Origin of the sequence: Lentilactobacillus dabitei, assembly GCF_019061365.1 — a bacterium.
GTDB lineage: Bacteria > Bacillota > Bacilli > Lactobacillales > Lactobacillaceae > Lentilactobacillus > Lentilactobacillus dabitei.
This window is the reverse complement of record NZ_JAHPPD010000057.1, coordinates 1-19,333: the sequence shown is the minus strand read 5'-3', so window position 1 is coordinate 19,333 and position 19,333 is coordinate 1. Positions and strand designations below refer to the sequence as shown.

18 protein-coding genes and 1 riboswitch are annotated in these 19,333 nt (G+C 43.9%); of the genes, 15 read left to right on the top strand and 3 right to left on the bottom strand.

The genetic code is table 11. The features are described 5' to 3' along the window. Positions 1-370: 370 nt before the first annotated feature. Positions 371-1,180, top strand: a complete 810-nt coding sequence (locus tag KTE19_RS09340) for a TraX family protein (protein WP_217162108.1) — start codon at positions 371-373, stop codon at positions 1,178-1,180. Between the two features lie 209 nt (positions 1,181-1,389). Then, complete coding sequence (locus tag KTE19_RS09335) at positions 1,390-2,727, top strand: dihydrolipoyl dehydrogenase family protein (protein ID WP_217342140.1); 1,338 nt, start codon at positions 1,390-1,392, stop codon at positions 2,725-2,727. Positions 2,728-2,927: 200 nt separating this feature from the next. On the opposite strand, the gene KTE19_RS09330 is transcribed toward KTE19_RS09335, so the two are convergent. Next, positions 2,928-3,905, bottom strand: coding sequence for an aldo/keto reductase (locus tag KTE19_RS09330; RefSeq protein ID WP_217162103.1), 978 nt, complete (start codon positions 3,903-3,905; stop codon positions 2,928-2,930). Between the two features lie 251 nt (positions 3,906-4,156). On the opposite strand from KTE19_RS09330, the gene purE reads away from it, so the two are divergent. The 12 genes from purE (at position 4,157) to KTE19_RS09270 (ending at position 16,376) form a co-directional block, all read left to right on the top strand. After that, a complete protein-coding gene (purE, locus tag KTE19_RS09325; RefSeq protein WP_217162101.1) occupies positions 4,157-4,645 on the top strand; it encodes a 5-(carboxyamino)imidazole ribonucleotide mutase in 489 nt (162 codons plus the stop codon). Beyond that, entirely contained in the window at positions 4,626-5,759 is a 1,134-nt protein-coding gene (gene purK / locus KTE19_RS09320) for a 5-(carboxyamino)imidazole ribonucleotide synthase (protein WP_217162100.1), read from the top strand. Before purE ends, purK begins: the two co-directional genes overlap by 20 nt. Position 5,760: 1 nt before the next feature. Then, positions 5,761-6,501: a phosphoribosylaminoimidazolesuccinocarboxamide synthase gene (gene purC / locus KTE19_RS09315; RefSeq protein WP_217162097.1), complete on the top strand. Its 741-nt coding sequence runs from the start codon at positions 5,761-5,763 to the stop codon at positions 6,499-6,501. Beyond that, positions 6,501-6,764 carry a phosphoribosylformylglycinamidine synthase subunit PurS gene (purS, locus tag KTE19_RS09310; protein WP_217162096.1) on the top strand — a complete coding sequence of 88 codons (264 nt, stop codon included), beginning with the start codon at positions 6,501-6,503 and terminating at the stop codon, positions 6,762-6,764. The genes purC and purS overlap by 1 nt, the downstream gene beginning before the upstream one ends. After that, positions 6,761-7,444, top strand: coding sequence for a phosphoribosylformylglycinamidine synthase subunit PurQ (gene purQ, locus KTE19_RS09305; RefSeq protein WP_217342139.1), 684 nt, complete (start codon positions 6,761-6,763; stop codon positions 7,442-7,444). The genes purS and purQ overlap by 4 nt, the downstream gene beginning before the upstream one ends. Continuing rightward, a complete protein-coding gene (purL, locus tag KTE19_RS09300) occupies positions 7,437-9,674 on the top strand; it encodes a phosphoribosylformylglycinamidine synthase subunit PurL (RefSeq protein ID WP_217162087.1) in 2,238 nt (745 codons plus the stop codon). The genes purQ and purL overlap by 8 nt, the downstream gene beginning before the upstream one ends. Continuing rightward, positions 9,659-11,101 carry an amidophosphoribosyltransferase gene (gene purF, locus KTE19_RS09295; protein WP_217162085.1) on the top strand — a complete coding sequence of 481 codons (1,443 nt, stop codon included), beginning with the start codon at positions 9,659-9,661 and terminating at the stop codon, positions 11,099-11,101. The genes purL and purF overlap by 16 nt, the downstream gene beginning before the upstream one ends. A 10-nt stretch (positions 11,102-11,111) precedes the next feature. Then, a complete protein-coding gene (purM, locus tag KTE19_RS09290) occupies positions 11,112-12,122 on the top strand; it encodes a phosphoribosylformylglycinamidine cyclo-ligase (protein WP_217162083.1) in 1,011 nt (336 codons plus the stop codon). Between the two features lie 2 nt (positions 12,123-12,124). Beyond that, a complete protein-coding gene (gene purN, locus KTE19_RS09285; RefSeq protein WP_217162081.1) occupies positions 12,125-12,712 on the top strand; it encodes a phosphoribosylglycinamide formyltransferase in 588 nt (195 codons plus the stop codon). Further along, the gene (purH, locus tag KTE19_RS09280; RefSeq protein WP_217342138.1) at positions 12,712-14,241 is read left to right on the top strand and encodes a bifunctional phosphoribosylaminoimidazolecarboxamide formyltransferase/IMP cyclohydrolase; all 1,530 of its coding nucleotides are present in this window, start codon (positions 12,712-12,714) and stop codon (positions 14,239-14,241) included. The genes purN and purH overlap by 1 nt, the downstream gene beginning before the upstream one ends. Before the next feature lie 326 nt (positions 14,242-14,567). After that, positions 14,568-15,803 (top strand): phosphoribosylamine--glycine ligase, encoded by a 1,236-nt coding sequence (gene purD / locus KTE19_RS09275; RefSeq protein WP_217162077.1) that lies wholly within the window; start codon positions 14,568-14,570, stop codon positions 15,801-15,803. Between the two features lie 222 nt (positions 15,804-16,025). Then, positions 16,026-16,376 (top strand): hypothetical protein, encoded by a 351-nt coding sequence (locus KTE19_RS09270; RefSeq protein WP_217342137.1) that lies wholly within the window; start codon positions 16,026-16,028, stop codon positions 16,374-16,376. 103 nt (positions 16,377-16,479) lie between these two features. On the opposite strand, the gene pepI is transcribed toward KTE19_RS09270, so the two are convergent. Continuing rightward, the gene (gene pepI, locus KTE19_RS09265; RefSeq protein ID WP_217342136.1) at positions 16,480-17,358 is read right to left on the bottom strand and encodes a proline iminopeptidase; all 879 of its coding nucleotides are present in this window, start codon (positions 17,356-17,358) and stop codon (positions 16,480-16,482) included. 95 nt (positions 17,359-17,453) lie between these two features. Continuing rightward, positions 17,454-18,089, bottom strand: coding sequence for an HAD family hydrolase (locus KTE19_RS09260; protein WP_082622159.1), 636 nt, complete (start codon positions 18,087-18,089; stop codon positions 17,454-17,456). Positions 18,090-18,292: 203 nt separating this feature from the next. Continuing rightward, positions 18,293-18,383, top strand: a riboswitch (TPP riboswitch). Positions 18,384-18,468: 85 nt separating this feature from the next. Between KTE19_RS09260 and KTE19_RS09255 the strand changes: the two genes are divergently transcribed. Beyond that, positions 18,469-19,182: a TenA family protein gene (locus KTE19_RS09255; protein ID WP_217342135.1), complete on the top strand. Its 714-nt coding sequence runs from the start codon at positions 18,469-18,471 to the stop codon at positions 19,180-19,182. Positions 19,183-19,333 lie beyond the last annotated feature (151 nt).

Sequence of the window (19,333 nt, the reverse complement as noted above, 5' to 3'; positions counted from 1 at the left end):
TTATTCTAACGAGAAACAAAAAATCTGTCATCAGTAATAGATAAAATCTATTACCAACAACAGATATTGTAGAACCGATTTTGGAATGCGCTGCCGCTTTTGCTTAAATTATGGGAGCAGCCTTTTGTCGCAAGTTTTATCAATATGAAATGGTGAGCTTGAGTTGCATTTATAAATAATTTGCCGATTAATGTCCCAACCTCTTTGCTTTGTGGGGGGGAGTTGGTTAATGTCGACTGTTTTTAAATTGTCGATGAGAAATATTGTCGTTGACAAATAATAGCGTTAGGGTTAAATTTAACGTCATAGTTAGTTACTCATATAATTAACCAGCTAACAAATTGATTTGAAAGAATTTGGAGGATTAGTCATGAATTTAACCGCCACTAGAAGAAGAGGTCTAACCAATTTTGACATTAAAGTACTTGGGATTACGTTAATGTTTATTGACCATTTTCATGAAATGTTTGCAGCGGCCGGGGCCCCGAACTGGCTTGATTGGTTTGGCCGACCCGTTGCGACCATCTTTATGTTTTTAAGCGTTGAAGGATTTACCCACACTCATGATCAGCGACGCTACCTGTCACGATTATTGATCGGCTTTTGGGTAATGGGAATTGGTAACTTGGTTGTCCAGCATTTCTTCAGTATGGGAAATTTCGGCCTGATGAACAATATTTTTAGTGACTTGTTCATCGGTGTTTTAACCATGTACGGTCTTCAAACCATTGCCGACGGTCACCGGGATCATCGGTTGGGGAACATCCTATTAGGAATTGGTATTATTATATTGCCGCTGCTGTTTGCCGGTATCTTAATCGGATTCATTGGCACAGGCAATCCAAGCATTTTCTATAAAGCAATCGTCATTGCAATTCCAACCCCAATCACAGCTGAGAACTCATTCTTTTTGTATCTTGGTCCAGTGATGTATCTGTTGCGAAACAAACGCAGCTGGCAGATGCTGGCACTTGCAGCCTTTGCCTTCCTGTCAACCGGATTTAATTTCAGCTCGTTGCTATCAGAAAACACGCAGTGGATGATGGCTTTTGCGATTATTCCTTTAGTGATGTATAACGGCAAATTGGGTCGAAGTATGAAGGGCTTCTTCTATGCATTTTATCCGATTCATATTTGGCTACTATATATCATCGCTTCATTGCTTGGTGTGAGAGCCTAATAGGCAATTTGTTTGCTTGTGAATTCCGTCCGGGTTACGATTACTTATGAAACGTAATCGACCAGAGATTTAGGACAGCTCCTCCAAGCAGTAACCTGCACGTAAGCACCTCAATCAAAAATTCTAAAAACCAGAATTTCTGATTGGGGAGACTTACGCTTCGGTTACTAACCGCTTGGATCCGCTCACTTATAAATGGAGGGACATTTATGGCAAATCAATATGATTATGATGTTTTGTATATTGGCAGCGGTCACGGAACCTTTGATGGCGCTATTCCACTCGCAAGTACAGGTAAAAAGGTCGGGGTAATTGAGACCGATTTAATTGGGGGAACTTGTCCAAATCGGGGTTGTAACGCCAAAATCACGTTGGATGCCCCTGTTCAATTAGCTCGGTTAACTGAGCGACTGGACGGCATTGTTTCTGGTGGCATTTCGATTAATTGGGAACAAAATGAACAGCACATGCATGAGGTGATTGATGAATTGCCGACCATGATTGCTGGATTAATGAAGTCGGTCAATATTGATATCATTAAGGGCTATGGCGTCTTGGCTGATAATCATACGGTGATGGTTGACGGGGCACCGAAAACTGCCGATAAGATTGTGATTTCAACCGGTCAGCATCCCCACCGTTTGGAAGTGCCAGGAAACGATCTGGTGCATGACAGCGAAGAGTTCATGAACTTAAAGCGGCTGCCCCGGCAAATTGTGATTATCGGTGCCGGCTATATTAGTTTGGAATTTGCCACAATTGCTAACGCTGCTGGCGCTCAAGTCACAGTCATGACTCATGGCGACCGGGTGCTGCGAAAGTTCTATCAGCCTTATGTTGATCAAGTGGTGGCTGACCTGAAGTCTCGTGGGGTCCAGTTTATTTATGATGCTAAGGTGACCGAAGTTGAAAAAGCCGCCGATAATTTCGTTGTTCATTACAATGATGATCAACAAGTTACTGCCAGCTGGGTGCTTGATGCAACCGGCCGCAACCCTAATGTCGATGGTCTTGGCTTAAACAGGCTCGGGATTAAGTATAATCGGAATGGTATTTCCGTGAACGATCATCTGCAAACCAGTGTTGATAATATTTATGCGTCTGGGGATGTGATCGATAAAGATCAACCTAAGTTAACGCCCACCGCCATTTTTGAGTCAACCTACCTGATGCATCAGTTCGCTGGGGATAGCGATGCACCGATTAACTATCCGGCGATTCCTTCAGTTGTCTTCACCTCACCAAGAATTGCCAAAGTCGGGGTAACCCCGGAAGCCGCCAAGAACAGTGATAATTTCGATATTCAAACCAATCATTTGCCAGATGATTGGTACCGGAAAGTCACTAAGGAAAAAATCGGTGATAACACCTTAATTTATAATCAGCAGCATCAATTAGTCGGAGCAACCGAAATCAGCGATCAAGCAGAAAATGCAATTAACACTTTGCTGCCGGCAATTGAGTTCAAATTCAGCGCTGATCAACTTGCTCGTCTGATCACGTTGTTTCCATCAATTGCAGCCGATGCGCTCGGACAATTGTCATGAAGAACAGTTAGCAACCAGTTTATTGGTGGCTGAATGGCTGCTTAATTTAATCCATTTCGTCAGTGCTACTGAGATCAAAGTAAAATAACTTTAAAATTAAAAAAGTGGACCAAGAATCAACAATGGAAGTTTCAGCTTCTGATTGTCGGTTTTTGGCCCACTTTTTTTGACTTTAAATAATGAGATCTTCGGGCTCTTGATTACCAGAGATACTCAACGGGGTTCTTAATATATTGATTGTAAACATCGCGGACGATCTGCATTTGTTCATCGCTAAGCGCAGGAAGGTCAGCTGCAGTCGTGTTACGATCAATTTGGGTCGGGTTGCTGGCACCGGGGATGACAGCAGAAACGGCATCGTACATTAGAATGAAGCGAAGGGCGGTTGCAGCCAGGTTGTCGGTGCCTAAGCGTTCCTTTAACTCGTTGGCGGCTTTCACACCAGTCAGGTAATCGACACCGGAGAAGGTTTCACCCTTATCGAATTGTTCACCGTTTCGATTGGTTGTGCGGTGATCTTCCGGAGCAAATTTGGTATCTGCCGTGAATTTGCCGGTCAATAGGCCACTTGCCAAGGGGACCCGGGCCAAAATGCCAATGTTATGCTGCTTGGCGAGATCGAAGAATAAATCGGCTGGCCGTAATCTGAACATATTGAAGATGATCTCAACGGCGGAAATGTCGTACGACATCGCTTTGATCCCTTCTTCAACCCGTTCGACGCTCACCCCGTAATTTTTGATTTTACCCGCTTTCTTGAGCTTATCCATTGTGAAGAAAGTTTCCGGCATGTAATAGGTCTGCATTGGCGGACAATGGAGTAACACCATATCCAATGCATCGACTCCCATGTTCGTTAAGGATTCCTCAACGTAGCGGGTGAGGTGTTCAGGATTGAAATGGTCAACGGTTAATGGCATTTCTTTGCGACCAATTTTAGTTGTGAAATGGACATCTGGGTGGGTTTGAACAAATTTGCCCACCGTCTTTTCGCTATTGCCATCCTGGTAGCCATCAGCAGTATCGAAGAAATTAACCCCGTGATCATAGGCTTCAGCAAGAGTCTCTTCAGCATCTTTGGGGTCAAATGGGGTGCCCCACTTACCACCGAGCTGCCAAGTTCCAAGCGAAACTTCACTGATTGAATAGCCAGTCTTTCCAAGTGTCCGGAATTTCATGATTGTTGCCTCCTAATTGTTGTTAACGTTACTTTAAGCTTAACATTTTTTGAGCTGAATAATTGTTTCTTGGCTGGATTCGATTTAAGAAGTAAAGTCAATCGAAATTAAAACGTTAAAGCATAAAATATGAACTATTTTTTGTAAAAAAGGGACAAAAATGGGGTAAAACACGAACAATGCGGTTGACAATTAAAATCGATGCCAGTATGATTTAGACACCAAATAAATTCGAAAAGGTGAGTGTTGAAATGGCAAACGTCGTCGGAGTGGCAATGGGATCGATATCTGATTGGCCAACAATGAAGCTGGCATGTGAACAACTTGAAAAGCTGGGGATTCCTTATAAAAAGCACGTTATCTCGGCTCATCGGATGCCAGACGAACTACAAGCGTTTGGTAAATCTGCCAGAAATAATGGTTTGAAAGTCATTATTGCCGGTGCTGGTGGGGCGGCCCATCTACCAGGCATGATTGCGGCAAACACGACATTACCCGTTATCGGGGTACCCATCAAAACACGAACATTAAATGGTATTGACTCCTTGCTTTCAATTGTCCAAATGCCATTTGGCGCACCAGTGGCGACTGTTAGCATTGGTGAATCTGGCGCTAAAAATTCAGCGTTACTCGCAGCTCAGATTTTAGCAACGACTGACAAAACAATTGAAAAGAAGTTGCTCGATTTGAAACATGAGCAGAAAGTGGAGGCCAAAAATAGTGAGCAGCAGTTCGATTAAAACAATCCTGCCGCCAGCCACAATCGGAATTGTTGGCGGTGGTCAATTAGGACAGATGATGGCGCTCATTGCCAAATCGATGGGCTATCACGTTGGCATTCTGGATCCAACGCCACAATCACCAGCGGGTCAGGTGGCGGATTTTCAAATCGTTGCTGAATATGCCGACGTCGATTCACTCATGAAGTTAGCCGAAAAGTCGGATGTATTGACCTATGAATTTGAGAACGTTGATGAAGCTTCCTTACTTAAAGCCAAAAAGGTGGCTGAACTTCCTCAAGGGGTCAATTTACTGCATATCACTGGCGAACGACTCAATGAAAAGAACTTCATCCGTGATTGTGGCCTGCCGGTGACGAAGTTTGCAGCGGTGAACGATAAACGCTCACTTGAGAAGGCAATTGATGAAGTTGGCTATCCCGCAATATTGAAAACAACCTCTGGCGGGTACGATGGCCACGGGCAAATGGACCTTAATAGCGCGGCTGATATCGATGGCGCTGCTGAATTATACGATAAGACGCAGTGCATTCTGGAAGCCCGCCAAAAGTTTATTGCTGAAGCCTCCGTCATGGTTACTCGCGACCTCAATGGGAAAGTGATCACCTTCCCATTGGTTGAAAATCGCCATAAGAATCACATCTTACACACAACCATTGCCCCAGGACAATTTTCGCAGACGGTTCATGACAAAGCACATCAATATGCAGAAATTATCGCCAATAAGCTGGATTTGTATGGGGTTTTGGGAATTGAACTATTTGTGATTGATGATCAAGATATCATGGTCAATGAATTAGCACCACGTCCACATAACTCCGGTCATTATACGATCGAAGCCTGCAACATCTCTCAATTTGAGGCACATATTAGAAGTATCTGCGGCTTGCCAATTCCGGCCGTTACTCAAACCAAGCCAGCGGTCATGCGCAACTTGCTGGGAACTGACCTAACGCTTGCCCGCAACTTACTCAAAGATCATCCAGAATGGCATTTCCACGACTACGGTAAAGCAGAAATTCGGCCACAACGGAAAATGGGCCACGTTACCGTGCTTGGTGACAATATTGATGACTTGCTTGAATCCACCGACATGTTAAAGGGAGAAAATTAAAATGACTGATATTAACAATATTGAGAAAAAAGACCTCTTGTACAAAGGAAAAGCCAAAGAAATGTTTACCACCAACGATCCTGACATCATGTGGGTTCATTACATGGATCAAGTAACGGCGTTTAATGGCAAGAAAAAAGTCCAAATGGCCGGTAAGGGTCAAACTAATTGTGAGATTTCTTCCTTAATCTTCACTGACCTGGCTAAACATGGCATTGAAAATCATTTCATCAAGCAGCTTGATTCCAACAATCAATTAGTCAAACGCGTTCAGATTATTCCGTTGGAAACCGTTGTCCGCAACTTTGCTTCAGGTAGTTTTGAGAAGCGATTTGCGGTTAAGCATTTGATGAAATTCGACAAACCGGTTACCGAATTCTATTACAAGAGCGATGAACTCGACGACCCATTCATTAATGATTTTGAAGTCGCGGCTTTGAAGATTGCCACCGAAGATCAAATGAACCAAATTCGGGCAATTGCCTTGAAAGTCAATGATCGGCTGAAAGAAATCTTTGGCAAGATGAACATTGACTTGGTTGATTTCAAAGTCGAAATTGGTATTGACGCCGATGGTCACTTAATTCTCGCCGACGAGATTTCCCCTGATAGTTGTCGTTTGGTTGATCGTGATACGAAGAAGTCGCTTGATAAGGATGTCTTCCGAAAGGGCTTGGGCGCACTAGTCCCAGTTTATAAAGAAATCCTTGGTCGCCTCGAAAAAGTGGAAGGTGTTAACTAATGGCGCTTGTAAAAGTTTATGTTAATTATAAAAAATCAATTTTGAACCCTGAAGCAGAGGCTGTTCACAAAGCCCTCCAACGATTAGGTTATGAGAACGTTGAAGCTGTCAAACTCGGCAAGTATTTTGAATTAACGGTTGCGGATGGCAAATCAAAAGCTGACCTAGATGCCGAAATTAATGAGATTTGTGATAAGCTGCTGGCTAACTACAATATGGAAAATTATCACTATGAAATTGAAGAAACGGAGGCTGCCCAATGAAATTTGCTGTCCTTGCATTTCCCGGATCAAATTGTGAGATGGATCTCTATAACGCAATTAAAGATATCATCAAAGAAGATGTTGAACTTGTTTCGTATAAGAATGATTCGTTAGCTGGGTTTGATGCTGTTCTGATTCCCGGAGGCTTCTCTTATGGTGACTATTTACGAAGTGGGGCAATTGCCCGCTTCTCACCAATCATTCCCGCTCTCCAAGAATTCGCCAAGAGTGGCAAACCAGTATTGGGAATTTGCAACGGATTTCAAATTTTGACTGAGGCAGGCGTGCTACCTGGCAGCTTGCAGAAAAATGTATCTGCCAAGTTCATTTGCAAAGATGAAACCTTGGTCGTCAATAATGATCACAGCATTTTCAGTTCTGAATATCAAAAGGGCCAATTGATTACGTTGCCAATTGCTCATGGTGATGGGAATTATTATGCAGATCAAGAAACATTGAAGGATTTAGTTGCCAATGACCAGATTGTTTTCAAATATACCAACAATCCAAATGGTAGTGTTGATAATATTGCTGGCATTGTTAACAAACAAGGCAATGTATTAGGGATGATGCCCCATCCAGAACGGGCCGTCGAAGATATCTTAGGTTCAAGTGACGGCAAGGGGGTCTTTCAGTCGATCGTCAAGCATATTAAGAGTCGAGGGGTTATCTATGAATAAAGTCGCGGAACAAACTCAAACTGAAGCAACACCGGAACAAATTAGGGATCACAAGTTGTACTTATCAATGGGTTTGACCGATCACGAATATGACTTGATCAAGGACGATGTTTTGCATCGATTGCCTAATTACACCGAAGTTGGGCTTTTCTCTGGTATGTGGAGCGAACATTGCTCTTATAAGAATTCCAAACCAGTCCTAAAAAAGTTCTTCACCAAAGGTAAACACGTTGTGAAGGGTCCTGGTGAGGGTGCCGGCATCATTGATATTGGTGACAATCAAGGCGTTGTTTTTAAAGCCGAAAGTCATAATCACCCTTCAGCAGTTGAGCCATTCCAAGGCGCAACGACTGGAATTGGGGGTATTTTACGGGATATCTTTTCGATGGGTGCTCGACCAATTGCCAATCTGGACAGCTTAAGATTCAGCGCTCCTAAGACTGACAGTGATAAGTATTTTATCCAGCAGATCGTTGCCGGCATTAGTGCTTATGGTAATTGTATTGGCGTACCAACGGTTGGTGGTGACACTGCCTTTGATGACGCCTATGAACACAATCCCTTAGTAAACGTAATGTGTGTGGGTCTGATGGATCTCGATAAAATCGAAGTTGGGGCCGCAGCCGGAGTTGGGAACAGTATTATCTACGTTGGCGCCAAAACCGGTCGGGATGGCATTAATGGGGCGTCATTTGCCTCATTCCAATTCGATTCAGAACACGAAAGCCAACGATCTGCCGTTCAAGTTGGGGATCCATTTACTGAAAAATTAGTCATGGAAGCTTGCCTTGACGTGATTAATAATCATTCGGATGCGCTAGTTGGCATTCAAGATATGGGCGCTGCCGGTCTCGTTTCATCATCCGCAGAAATGGGTTCCAAGGCTGGTGGTAACGGCATGGTTCTTGATCTTGATTTAGTACCCCAACGAGAAGTTGGCATGTCTGCTTTTGAGTTGATGCTTTCCGAATCACAGGAACGGATGTTGTTATGTGTGAAGGCTGGCCAAGAAGACGAAGTGCTGAAAGTGTTTGCCGATCATGGGGTTGACGCCGTCGTTATTGGTCACGTTACTGAAGGCCACCAATATCAATTGCGCCAACATGGTGAAGTGGTCGCAGACGTCCCAGTTGATTCGTTGGCTTCTCAAGCCCCCGTTTATCATCGGAAGTCAGCAGTCCCTGAACATTTGAGGGACGCTGAACCGAAACAGTATCAACCTCAAATTGCCAATCCAACTGAAACCTTAAAACAAATGCTGGATCAATTAACCATTGCTTCCAAAGAAGACATTTACGAAACTTACGATACGCAGGTTCAGACCAATACAGTGGTTGCTCCCGGTTCAGATGCAGCCGTGGTTCGAGTTCGGCATCATGACAAAGCCTTGGCAATCACCACCGATGTCAACGGACGCTACCTCTATTTGAATCCGCGGGTGGGTGGTCAGATGGCAGTCGCTGAAGCTGCCCGAAACATCGTTGCTTCAGGAGCTGTTCCACTAGGAATTACTGATTGCCTTAACTTTGGTAATCCCGAAAAGCCAGATCAATTTTATGAGTTGGATCAAGCCGTAATGGGAATGAGTGAAGCCTGCGAAAAATTTGAAGCACCAGTCATTTCCGGAAATGTTTCATTAAATAATGAATATGACAATGTGCCAATTTATCCAACACCGATGGTCGGCATGGTTGGTTTGATCAAAGGCCTTGACCATGTGACCACTCAAGATTTCAAACAGGCTGGGGATTTGGTTTACGTTGTTGGTAAAACGGGTGACGGCTTTAATGGCTCGCAAATTCAAAAGATGCAGACTGGCAATATTTCTGGTCAGCTATTTGACTTTGATTTAGATTATGAATTAAAAATTCAGCAGTTAATCACAAAAGCAATTCAAGCAAACTTATTGAATAGTGCTCATGATATTTCAGAAGGTGGCTTGATCACAGCGATTGCTGAAAGTACATTTGGCAATCAACTTGGGGTTAGCCTTTCAGGTTCACTGAGCGTTAACCAATTTTTCTCTGAAACTCAATCACGGTTCTTGGTTTCAATGCCACGAGAGAGCCAAGCACAATTTGAACAAATTGCGGGCAGCCAAGCAGAGTTACTCGGAAAGGTAACTGCTGATAATCATTTGTTTGTTCAAGCAACGGATGGTTACTTTGATATCGATGTTGACGCCGCGTTCAATATTTGGAAAGGGGCACTACAATGCCGTCTGAAGTAAAAAGTCTCAATGAAGAATGTGGGATCTTTGGCGTTTGGGGAACTCCTGACGCTGCCAGACTCACCTATATCGGCTTGTTCGCCCTTCAACATCGTGGTCAAGAGGGGGCTGGCATTACAGTTAATAATGACGGTCATCTTCAGACCAAGCGGGGATTTGGTTTATTGACGGACGTTTTTGACTCTCCTAACGCCGTTGAGGATATGACTGGGAAGGCTGCCATTGGCCATGTTCGTTATTCGACTGCCGGTAGTAATCTCCTTGAAAATATTCAGCCACTCCCGTTCAATTTTAGTGATACCCAGTTTGCCCTGGCCCACAATGGGAACTTGACCAATGCAATTTCAATTCGAAAAAATTTGGAAGATCGCGGCGCAATTTATCATTCCAGTTCTGACAGTGAAAATTTAATGCACTTAATTCGGCTGAGTCAGGCAGATAACCTCGATGACCAAATGAAAGAAGCCCTGAACATCATCAAGGGTGGATTTGCTTACTTGGTTATCACAAAGGATCGTCTGTATGCGGCGCTGGATCCCAACGGTTTTCGACCGTTAGTGGTTGGTCAACTGCCAAATGGTGCTTACGTGGTCTGCAGCGAAACTTGTGCATTGGATGCCGTTGGCGCAACCTTTAAGTTTGATGTCCAGCCCGGCCAACTCATTAAAATTGATGACTCTGGGATTACAGTGGATCAATATACTAACGATACCCAGCTATCAATTTGCTCGATGGAGTTCATCTATTTTGCTCGGCCTGACTCAGACATCTACGGTGTAAACGTCCACTCTGCCCGAAAACGAATGGGCGAGCGGTTAGCCCGTGAACAACCGGTTCCTGGCGCTGACATGGTGATTGGTGTGCCGAATTCTTCGCTGTCTGCCGCAATGGGATATGCCCAAGAATCTGGTCTGCCTTATGAAATGGGCTTGGTGAAGAATCAGTATTCTGCCCGAACCTTTATCGAACCTACTCAGGAATTACGTGAGCAAGGGGTTAACATGAAGCTCTCGGCCGTTAAAGGGGTTGTTCGGGGGAAGAAAGTCGTCTTAGTTGATGACTCAATTGTTCGGGGAACTACCAGTCGGCGAATTGTTAAATTGCTCAAAGACGCAGGAGCGCTTGAAGTTCATCTCCGAATTGCTTCGCCGCCACTGCGCTACCCATGCTTTTATGGGATCGATATCCAACATGTTCGTGAGCTGATCGCCGCTAATAAAAGCATTGAAGAAATGCGCAAATTATTCGGTTGTGACACGTTAGGCTTTTTAAGTGTTGAAGGGGTGGTTGATTCGGTTAATCTTCAGACTGACGCCCCTAACAAGGGCCTCTGTGTTGCCTACTTCGACGGTAAATATCCAACACCGTTATACGATTACGAAGAAGAATATGATCGTGATCAAGCCCAGCTACAACAAATGAGATGAGGTAATTTTGATGGATGCCTATAAAAAAGCCGGCGTCGATATTAACGCTGGTTACAAACTAGTCGATGAAATTAAAAATTTATCCAAAAATAGCGAGTTGGGTGCATTTGGCGGGCTGTTTCCCTTGGAACTCGGGAAGTATAAAAATCCCGTGTTGGTGTCTGGAACTGATGGGGTTGGTACGAAGCTGTTGATTGCCATCCAAGCTGGCTTGAATGAAACCGTCGGGATTGACCTTGTGGCAATGTGTGTCAATGATATTCTTGCCCAGGGAGCCAAGCCACTCTTCTTTTTGGATTATTTAGGGATTGGTCATCTAGATCCGGACAATGCCAAGAAAATTGTCACTGGGGTTGTCGAGGGTGTGAAGCAAGCAGGCGCCAAGCTGATTGGTGGCGAAACCGCCGAAATGCCGGATATGTATACGAACGGGCATTATGATTTAGCTGGATTTGCCGTGGGAATTGCCGATAAAGATAAATTGTTGAATAAAGCAGCTCTTCGCCAAGGCGATGTTTTGCTGGGCTTAGGGTCAAACGGGCTGCATTCAAATGGCTTTAGTTTAGTCCGTGATATTCTGTTTAAGCAGCATGATTACAAGTTGGCCGATCAGTTGCCGGGCCTTGATCAAGATCTTAAGCATGAGTTACTTCGACCAACTCGAATTTATGTCAAATCGGTTTTGCCACTCGTTGAACAAGGGTTAATTGGGTCAATTGCCCATATCACTGGTGGTGGCCTGCCCGAAAATGTTGCCCGGATTTTGCCGGATAATTTAGCTGCTGAGTTTAATTATGGCAGCTGGCCGGTTCCACCAATCATGAATGATCTTCAAGAGATTGGTCAATTATCATTCGATGATATGAAACATACTTTCAATCTTGGCTTGGGGATGGTCTTGGCTGTTCACCCAGAAAGCGTTGACCAAGTAAGAGCAGCGTTAAGCGAAGCTGGAGAACAGGTGTACCAGGTTGGCCGACTTGTTTCCGGTTTCCAAGAAGTACTTATTCGAAAGGATTAATGATGAAATCAGACGTCAAAAACATCGCAATATTTGCTTCAGGTGAAGGGACAAATTTCACAGCCTTGACCGAGTATTTCAAAAGAGAAAAGCTGCCGCTTAACGTCAAGCTGTTAGTGTGTGATCATTCAAAAGTTCATGTGCTTGACCGGGCAACCAAAGAATCTGTGCCGACATTTGTTATCCATTTCAAGGATTATCCTGATAAGGCTGCAGCTGAAAAGGTGATCGCCCAGAAATTGGCTGATGAGCAAATTGACTTCATCATTTTGGCTGGATATATGCGAATCATTGGCCCAACGCTACTTGCCAAATATGAGGGTGAAATTGTGAATATTCATCCAGCACTATTACCTAAATTTCCTGGGCGCCACGGGATTGAAGATGCGTTTGAAGCTGGCGTTGATACCACTGGGGTCACCATTCACTGGGTTGATTCTGGAATCGATTCCGGCAAAATTATTGCTCAGCGAAAAGTTCCGGTGCATCAGGACGATCGGTTAAGTGATCTTGAAACGCGGATTCACGCAACTGAGCACAAACTTTATCCAGAAGTCATCAAACAATTATTAGAAAGAGGAGAAATTTAATGTCAAGAAGAGCGCTGCTAAGTGTTTCTGATAAAAGTAATTTGGTTGATTTTGCTAAACAATTAAAGGAACTAGATTTTGAAATTGTCTCCACTGGCGGTACCAAAAAAGCGCTTGAAGATGGTGGCGTTGCCGTAACTGGTGTTGAAGAAGTCACCGGCTTTCCAGAGATGTTGGATGGCCGGGTTAAGACCTTGCACCCCAAGATTCACGCTGGTATTTTGGCTAAGCGGGATAATCCTGATCACATGAAGCAGTTGCAGGATGCGGGCATTACGCCAATCGATTTGGTTGCGGTTAACCTTTACCCATTCAAGCAGACAATTGAGAAACCAGAAACAACTGAAGCACAAGCAATTGAGCAAATTGACATTGGTGGCCCCTCGATGTTACGGGCAGCTGCTAAGAATTTTGCCGGAGTTTTGACCGTCGTTGACCCAGCTGATTATCAACCCGTTGTGGACGCGTTAAAAGCTCACAAAGACGATGCTGATTTCAGAAAGCACCTGGCAGCCAAGGTGTTTAGACACACTGCCGCCTATGATGCGTTGATTTCAAATTACATGACTGAGGAAGAATTCCCAGAAAAATTGACGTTAACTTACGAAAAGCAACAATCCTTGCGATATGGCGAAAACAGTCACCAAAAAGCTGCCTTTTATCGCAAGCCAATTCCTTCTAAATTATCGATTATTCCTAATCAACTTCATGGTAAGGAACTTTCCTACAATAACATCAAGGATGCTAATGCCGCGTTGAACATGGTGGCTGAATTTGATCAGCCGGCTGTCATTGCAATGAAGCACATGAACCCATGTGGTGTCGGTGTGGCGGATACGATTGAAAAGGCTTGGGATGAAGCCTATGAGTCTGATCCAATGTCGATTTTTGGCGGGATTATTGCCGTTAACCGTGAAATCGATGCCGCAACTGCCGAAAAAATGCACAAAATTTTCTTGGAAATTGTCATCGCGCCATCGTATTCAGATGAAGCGTTTGAAATTTTGGCTAAGAAGAAAAATATCCGCTTGCTCAAGGCAGACCTCAGTCACCGAGAGCAGCCAGATCGTTTTGAAGAGGTTACTGTGAGTGGCGGGATGTTGGTTCAAGAAAGTGATCACGAAATTGATCAGATTCCTGATTTCAAGGTCGTTACCAAAGTTCAACCAACGGAACAACAATTAAAGGCGCTGCAATTCGGCCAACACGTGGTTAAACACGTTAAGAGTAACGCCGTGGTTGTAACCACTGATACCAAGACGCTGGGTGTCGGCATGGGCCAACCAAACCGGATTGATTCGGCCAAGATTGCGATCCAAAAGGCAATGCCAAAGGACGGTTACGAAAATGCCATCATGGCCTCGGATGCCTTCTTCCCAATGGATGACTGTGTGGAATATGCGGCTAAACATGATATCAAAGCAATTATCCAACCAGGTGGCAGCATCAAGGATAAGGACTCGATTGCAATGGCTGATAAGTTCGGCATTGCGATGGTGATGACGGGAGTAAGGCATTTTAGGCATTAAAAAAGTGTGCGGAGCCAAGCGGTTAGTGATCGGAGCATAAGTCTCCTTCTTCAAGAATTCCTGGTCTTGGGAATTTTTGAAGAAGGTGCTTATGTGCAGATTCCTGCTTGGTGGAGCAGTCCTAATCTATGTAACCTAGGAAATTCCTGGGTTTGGAATTTGTGGTTGAGGTGCTTATGTGGAAGTTTTTGCTTGGCGGAGCAGTCCTAATCTATGTAGCCAAGCCACATCCTCAAGCTCAACTCACAAGCTAATTTCGGCAAACAAAAAAGGCTGGTTGTCAGCCTTTCATACATATTTAAAATAGTAAACAAGGAGACCTTCTCATGGCAAACGTTTTGGTTATTGGTTCTGGTGCCCGCGAGCACGTAATTGCAGCAACGATGTTAAAAAGCAACCAGGTTGAAAATGTTTATTGTGCTCCAGGCAACCCAGGCATGAAAAAAGATGCCATTCAGCTTGTCGATATTGATGAACTGGATTTTGCCAAGTTGACTACTTTTGCTCAGCGTAAGGAAATTGATTTAACCTTTGTTGGCCCGGAAGTCCCGTTGGCGATGGGAATTGTTGATAAATTTCAAGCAGCTGGATTAAAAGCCTTTGGGCCAAGCCAAAGTTCAGCTCGGCTTGAAAGTGATAAAACATTTGCCAAAAAGTTCATGATGAGGAACGGAATTCCAACGGCTCAGTTTAAGACATTTACGGATGCTGACACGGCCGAAAATTATGCCCGCACCCTTTCACTACCAATGGTTGTCAAAGAAAATGGTTTGGCAGCCGGCAAAGGGGTTTCAATTGTGAGAGATATTGACGATCTTCGTGGCGCAATTGACGCTAGTTTTCAAAAGTCTGACGAAATTTTGATTGAGCAATTCCTTTCTGGGGAAGAATTTTCACTGATGTTGTTTGTGGGTGGTGATCAAAAAGTTCTCTTCCCAATATCACAAGACCATAAGAAAATTCACGAAGGCGAAACTGGTCCTAATACTGGTGGGATGGGCGCTTACTCGCCGGTTCCTCATATTACTGCAGAAGTTCAAAAAGAAACCATTCAAAAGATTGTTGAACCAACGATGGCTGGCCTTGCCAAGGAAAATTTAGAATTTGCTGGGGTGATCTACATTGGCTGCATGCTCACCGAGGAGGGCCCCAAAGTGATTGAATATAACCTGCGATTGGGAGATCCGGAAACTCAAGTGCTGCTGCCTCAATTGCAATCTGATTTCTACCAAATGACAATTGATTTGATTGATCATAAGCTGCCAGAAGTGAAATGGCAGACCGGTGAATTTTACCTGGGGGTTGTGATCGCCGCTCCTGGTTATCCAGCCTCGCCGCAACAAGATATTGAATTACCTAACTTACCCAATAACGTCTTCTACGCAGGGGTCACCGAAAGAAACCACAAGCTCTACAGTTCTGGTGGCCGGATTTTCACAATTTATAACCATGCGGCAACCTTGGAGTGTGCCCAAGCAAAAGTTTATGCAGAGTTAAGTCGGATTAATCTATCGAACTTTTATTATCGGAAGGATATTGGCTTTCGGGATCTTCAATCTTAATCAATACATTTATCACTAAAAAACGGCTACTGAGAGGTAATTCCCATGATTTTGATTCAATTAATCATGAGGTTGCTGATCTGGGTAGCCGTTTGCTGGTTTCAATAAGATGCAAAGGACCATCAAATAACAGGAGATTAGTTCCAAATAAATGATGTGGAAATTTGAAATAAGACTATAATTAATTCAAATCTGAATGTCTGGCGAAAGGAAGTCTGCTGAATGAAACAAGCAATTAAACCCTTACGAGTCTTATATGCCTTGATATTTTTGGTGATTGTTGTCGTAATTGGTTCTATCATGCTCATTCAAACAAGGATTATTCCCGTTAATGATGGCGTGGGTATTCAGCTGCTCTTTCTGGCAATCCTTTTCTGGTATTTGTATGGATTGACAATTTACAATGTTCGTCAACATAGAGGCGAGTACAAAGAGCACACTGATTTTTGGGTCAGGGTACCCAGTGGAAAAAGAATCAATCCATATAATCCAAACGGCTTGATTACCATTACAATCATTAATGTGATTTGTACGTTGGCTTTTATATGTATCTTTTTATTATTAACCTGGTGAGCAGGGGTATAGCTGGGGGTTGGTAAATGGTTAAAGGCAAAAGTGCACCACGATAGTTAGGTTTAACCATCGTGGTGCACTTTGAGCTTGTAATCCTTAATGATTAATCATTTTCCTTCAGCCATTTGTCCAGCACACTCATAAATTCGTCGTGCTGATCCAATAGGGCGAGATGTCGGCTATTTGCAAACAAATGCCACTTAGCACCAGGGATGTGATCGTAAACCGACTTGGCAATCAAGGGCGTGCAGAGATCGTCAGTGCCATTGGTAACCAGTACTGGGACGTGAATGTTCTTGAGATCGTCAGTGACGTCAAAGTCGCCGATGGTCCCATTCTCGGTAAATTCATTTGGACCTTCTGCAATTAAGCTGGCCTTTTTGCCGTTGGTTGGGCGTCTTAGCGGTTCCGGTGAATTTTCATCGGGATCATACCAACAGTAGCGTTCCATATAGCGATCATTGGCAGCTAAGTATTTAACATTCGTGAAATCACCAGTCCGTTCAGCTTCAGCGATGGCCTGACGATCTTCATGACTTAAGTATTTGATTAGGCGATGTTGTTCTTGGCGCCACAATTCAATAGAAGCCGGTGAGCCGTCAATCATGACACTCTTCACGCCGTCTTGACTATAGTGGGTGAGGTACAACATTTCCAACATGCCACCCCAGGATTGGCCTAACATGTGGACTTGATCAAGGTGGAGATATTTCCGCAGGGCAATCAATTCTTCAGCCCAAGTTTCCTTCACGTAAATTGATTCGTCGTCAGGGATGGACGATTTGCCGCAACCAACCTGGTCATACATGATTAACTGCCGGCCCGTTTCCGCATAGTCGTCGAGTAATTCGAAGTAGTTATGAGATGAGCCGGGGCCACCGTGAATGAGCAGGAGTGGTGCTTTGCCTGGAGTTGGGTCACCGACAATCCGGTAATACGTTTTGTAACCTTTAAAGGGCATATAGCCTTCTTGAATGTTCATAAGTTAAACAGATCCTTCCTCATAAATAAACTTGGTTCATTGGGTTCGATTATACTACGCGTTTTCAGTGGTACAGCGGGCAAATTAAAATTATTTTAATTCTCTAATAATCGATTGCGAAGCTGTTCAACTGAGGTGAAGACCTCATTAGGATTAAGCTTTTCCATTTCGGCTGGCTTGGCGTTGATTGACCAAGCGGCCGTATAACACGTGATGCCGGCATCTTTGCAGGCTTCAACGTCACTAGTGGCATCACCAATATAAGCCATCTGATCCTTTGGCAGATCATATTTTTTGAGTACATCACCGAATTGTTTGGATTTAATTGAGCCATCAGGAGAGCCAGACATTACCGGTTCAAATTGGTCGGCTAATCCCAGGGCATCCAGGCTGGTTTGTAAACTTTGCTCACCCTTGCCGGTAATCATTGGCGTGATGACATCGTGTTCGTGGAGCATATGTAAAAGATCATTGATCCCATCGAAGGGTTTCCGCAGTAACATGTGGGCGCTGCGGTAATTTTTATGGAAGGTCTCTAAAACTTCATCTGAATAGTTCGGAATTAATTCTTTGAGCATCCCAATTTCGTTGGCACCGAATTGGGCAAGGATGACCTGGTTGCTGATCCATTTTCCAGTATAATCATGGACGGTTTTTCTGAACGAATCAAAAATAACCGGGAACGTTTCGGCAGTGGTGCCATCCATATCAAAAGCAATGATTTTTTTCATTTTATGTGACTCCTTCTTATTCAGGATAAATGTAATAGCCTAATTGACCGTTACTATCTATTATTAACCACGCAGACGCAAGATACAAGGGGAGCCGGTTCAAAAACAGCTCTCTGCGTGGGAACTTAAATCATTAGAAGCCAACTCAATCAGCAGTTGTTTTTAGATGTCAGCCAATTATAATGAGACTATCACATAAATTAATCCGTGGTCTGGGGTGCTTTAATGGCTGAGATGATACCCATAGAACCTGATACAGTTAGGACTGTCGCAGGAAGACCCAAGTGAGTTGTTGTTGTGAGGATAGGCGACGGCTGAATCAATGGTGTCATTTCAAAGCAGAGTAGCCCCCTCCGCCACAACAGGAGGGAAATTGCCAATGTCATTATCTCAAGATATGTTATTTGAAGCCGAACCTTACTTAGTCGCCAACGAAAAGCATCCATTTGTCCGAGGAATTATCCATGCTACGTTAACGCCGGAACAGTTGCAGTATTACGATGAACAGGATATTGCCTTTGAGTATAACGAAGTCGGGATTATTAATGCATTGATCGACAACAGCACGACAACTGAACAAGCGCTGCTATTTCATAAACGCCAGAATCTTCAATTGACGATGTTGCGGGATTGGCTGCACCGCGAGCCGGAATCAATGCCTCACAACTGGGAAACGCTGAAGCAGACGCCGATTCAACCAATTAATCAACTCTATCGCCAACATATGGCTGCGACCATTCAAACGCACAGTGTTCTCCAAATTCTGCCTTCGTTTGCGGCTGGGGAATGGATGTACATTGAGTTAGGCAAATTCGTTTCTAAGCAAGCCCGGGTCGAAAAAGAGCCGTTTCAAAGCTTCCTAACGATGGGTGGCGATGATTTTCTCGGTCCGAACGGGTTCATTCAGCAGTTCTTTAATATCATCGATTATGAAGCCAAATCTGCCACTCCTCGTGAGCAGGAACAGGCCAAGCAAACCTTTCTAAAGAGCTGCCTGCTGGAATGGTATTTCTGGGATGCGGCATACAAACAAATTAATTGGGATGATTGGCAAAACGCCGCTTTAAACGGGAAGGGTGGACCATTACTTTAACTGGTGATTTATGAAAGTACTAAAAGGAGTTTCTACTTCTTAGCATTAGGCTAAGTGGCAGAAACTCCTTTTTGGGCTCTTCGTCAACTGTTGTTGGTGAAACTAAATTCGAGTTCTAATCACTTTGTGATTAGGGCTCTTTTTGTTTTGA

Coding starts and splice junctions, on each gene's coding strand:
- KTE19_RS09335 (WP_217342140.1), top strand. CDS start 1,390: ATGGCAAATCAATATGATTATGATGTTTTGTATATTGGCAGCGGTCAC.
- purH (WP_217342138.1), top strand. CDS start 12,712: ATGTCAAGAAGAGCGCTGCTAAGTGTTTCTGATAAAAGTAATTTGGTT.
- purD (WP_217162077.1), top strand. CDS start 14,568: ATGGCAAACGTTTTGGTTATTGGTTCTGGTGCCCGCGAGCACGTAATT.
- purS (WP_217162096.1), top strand. CDS start 6,501: ATGGCGCTTGTAAAAGTTTATGTTAATTATAAAAAATCAATTTTGAAC.
- purM (WP_217162083.1), top strand. CDS start 11,112: ATGGATGCCTATAAAAAAGCCGGCGTCGATATTAACGCTGGTTACAAA.
- KTE19_RS09255 (WP_217342135.1), top strand. CDS start 18,469: ATGTCATTATCTCAAGATATGTTATTTGAAGCCGAACCTTACTTAGTC.
- purQ (WP_217342139.1), top strand. CDS start 6,761: ATGAAATTTGCTGTCCTTGCATTTCCCGGATCAAATTGTGAGATGGAT.
- KTE19_RS09340 (WP_217162108.1), top strand. CDS start 371: ATGAATTTAACCGCCACTAGAAGAAGAGGTCTAACCAATTTTGACATT.
- KTE19_RS09270 (WP_217342137.1), top strand. CDS start 16,026: ATGAAACAAGCAATTAAACCCTTACGAGTCTTATATGCCTTGATATTT.
- pepI (WP_217342136.1), bottom strand. CDS start 17,358: ATGAACATTCAAGAAGGCTATATGCCCTTTAAAGGTTACAAAACGTAT.
- purN (WP_217162081.1), top strand. CDS start 12,125: ATGAAATCAGACGTCAAAAACATCGCAATATTTGCTTCAGGTGAAGGG.
- purC (WP_217162097.1), top strand. CDS start 5,761: ATGACTGATATTAACAATATTGAGAAAAAAGACCTCTTGTACAAAGGA.
- KTE19_RS09330 (WP_217162103.1), bottom strand. CDS start 3,905: ATGAAATTCCGGACACTTGGAAAGACTGGCTATTCAATCAGTGAAGTT.
- KTE19_RS09260 (WP_082622159.1), bottom strand. CDS start 18,089: ATGAAAAAAATCATTGCTTTTGATATGGATGGCACCACTGCCGAAACG.
- purL (WP_217162087.1), top strand. CDS start 7,437: ATGAATAAAGTCGCGGAACAAACTCAAACTGAAGCAACACCGGAACAA.
- purE (WP_217162101.1), top strand. CDS start 4,157: ATGGCAAACGTCGTCGGAGTGGCAATGGGATCGATATCTGATTGGCCA.
- purF (WP_217162085.1), top strand. CDS start 9,659: ATGCCGTCTGAAGTAAAAAGTCTCAATGAAGAATGTGGGATCTTTGGC.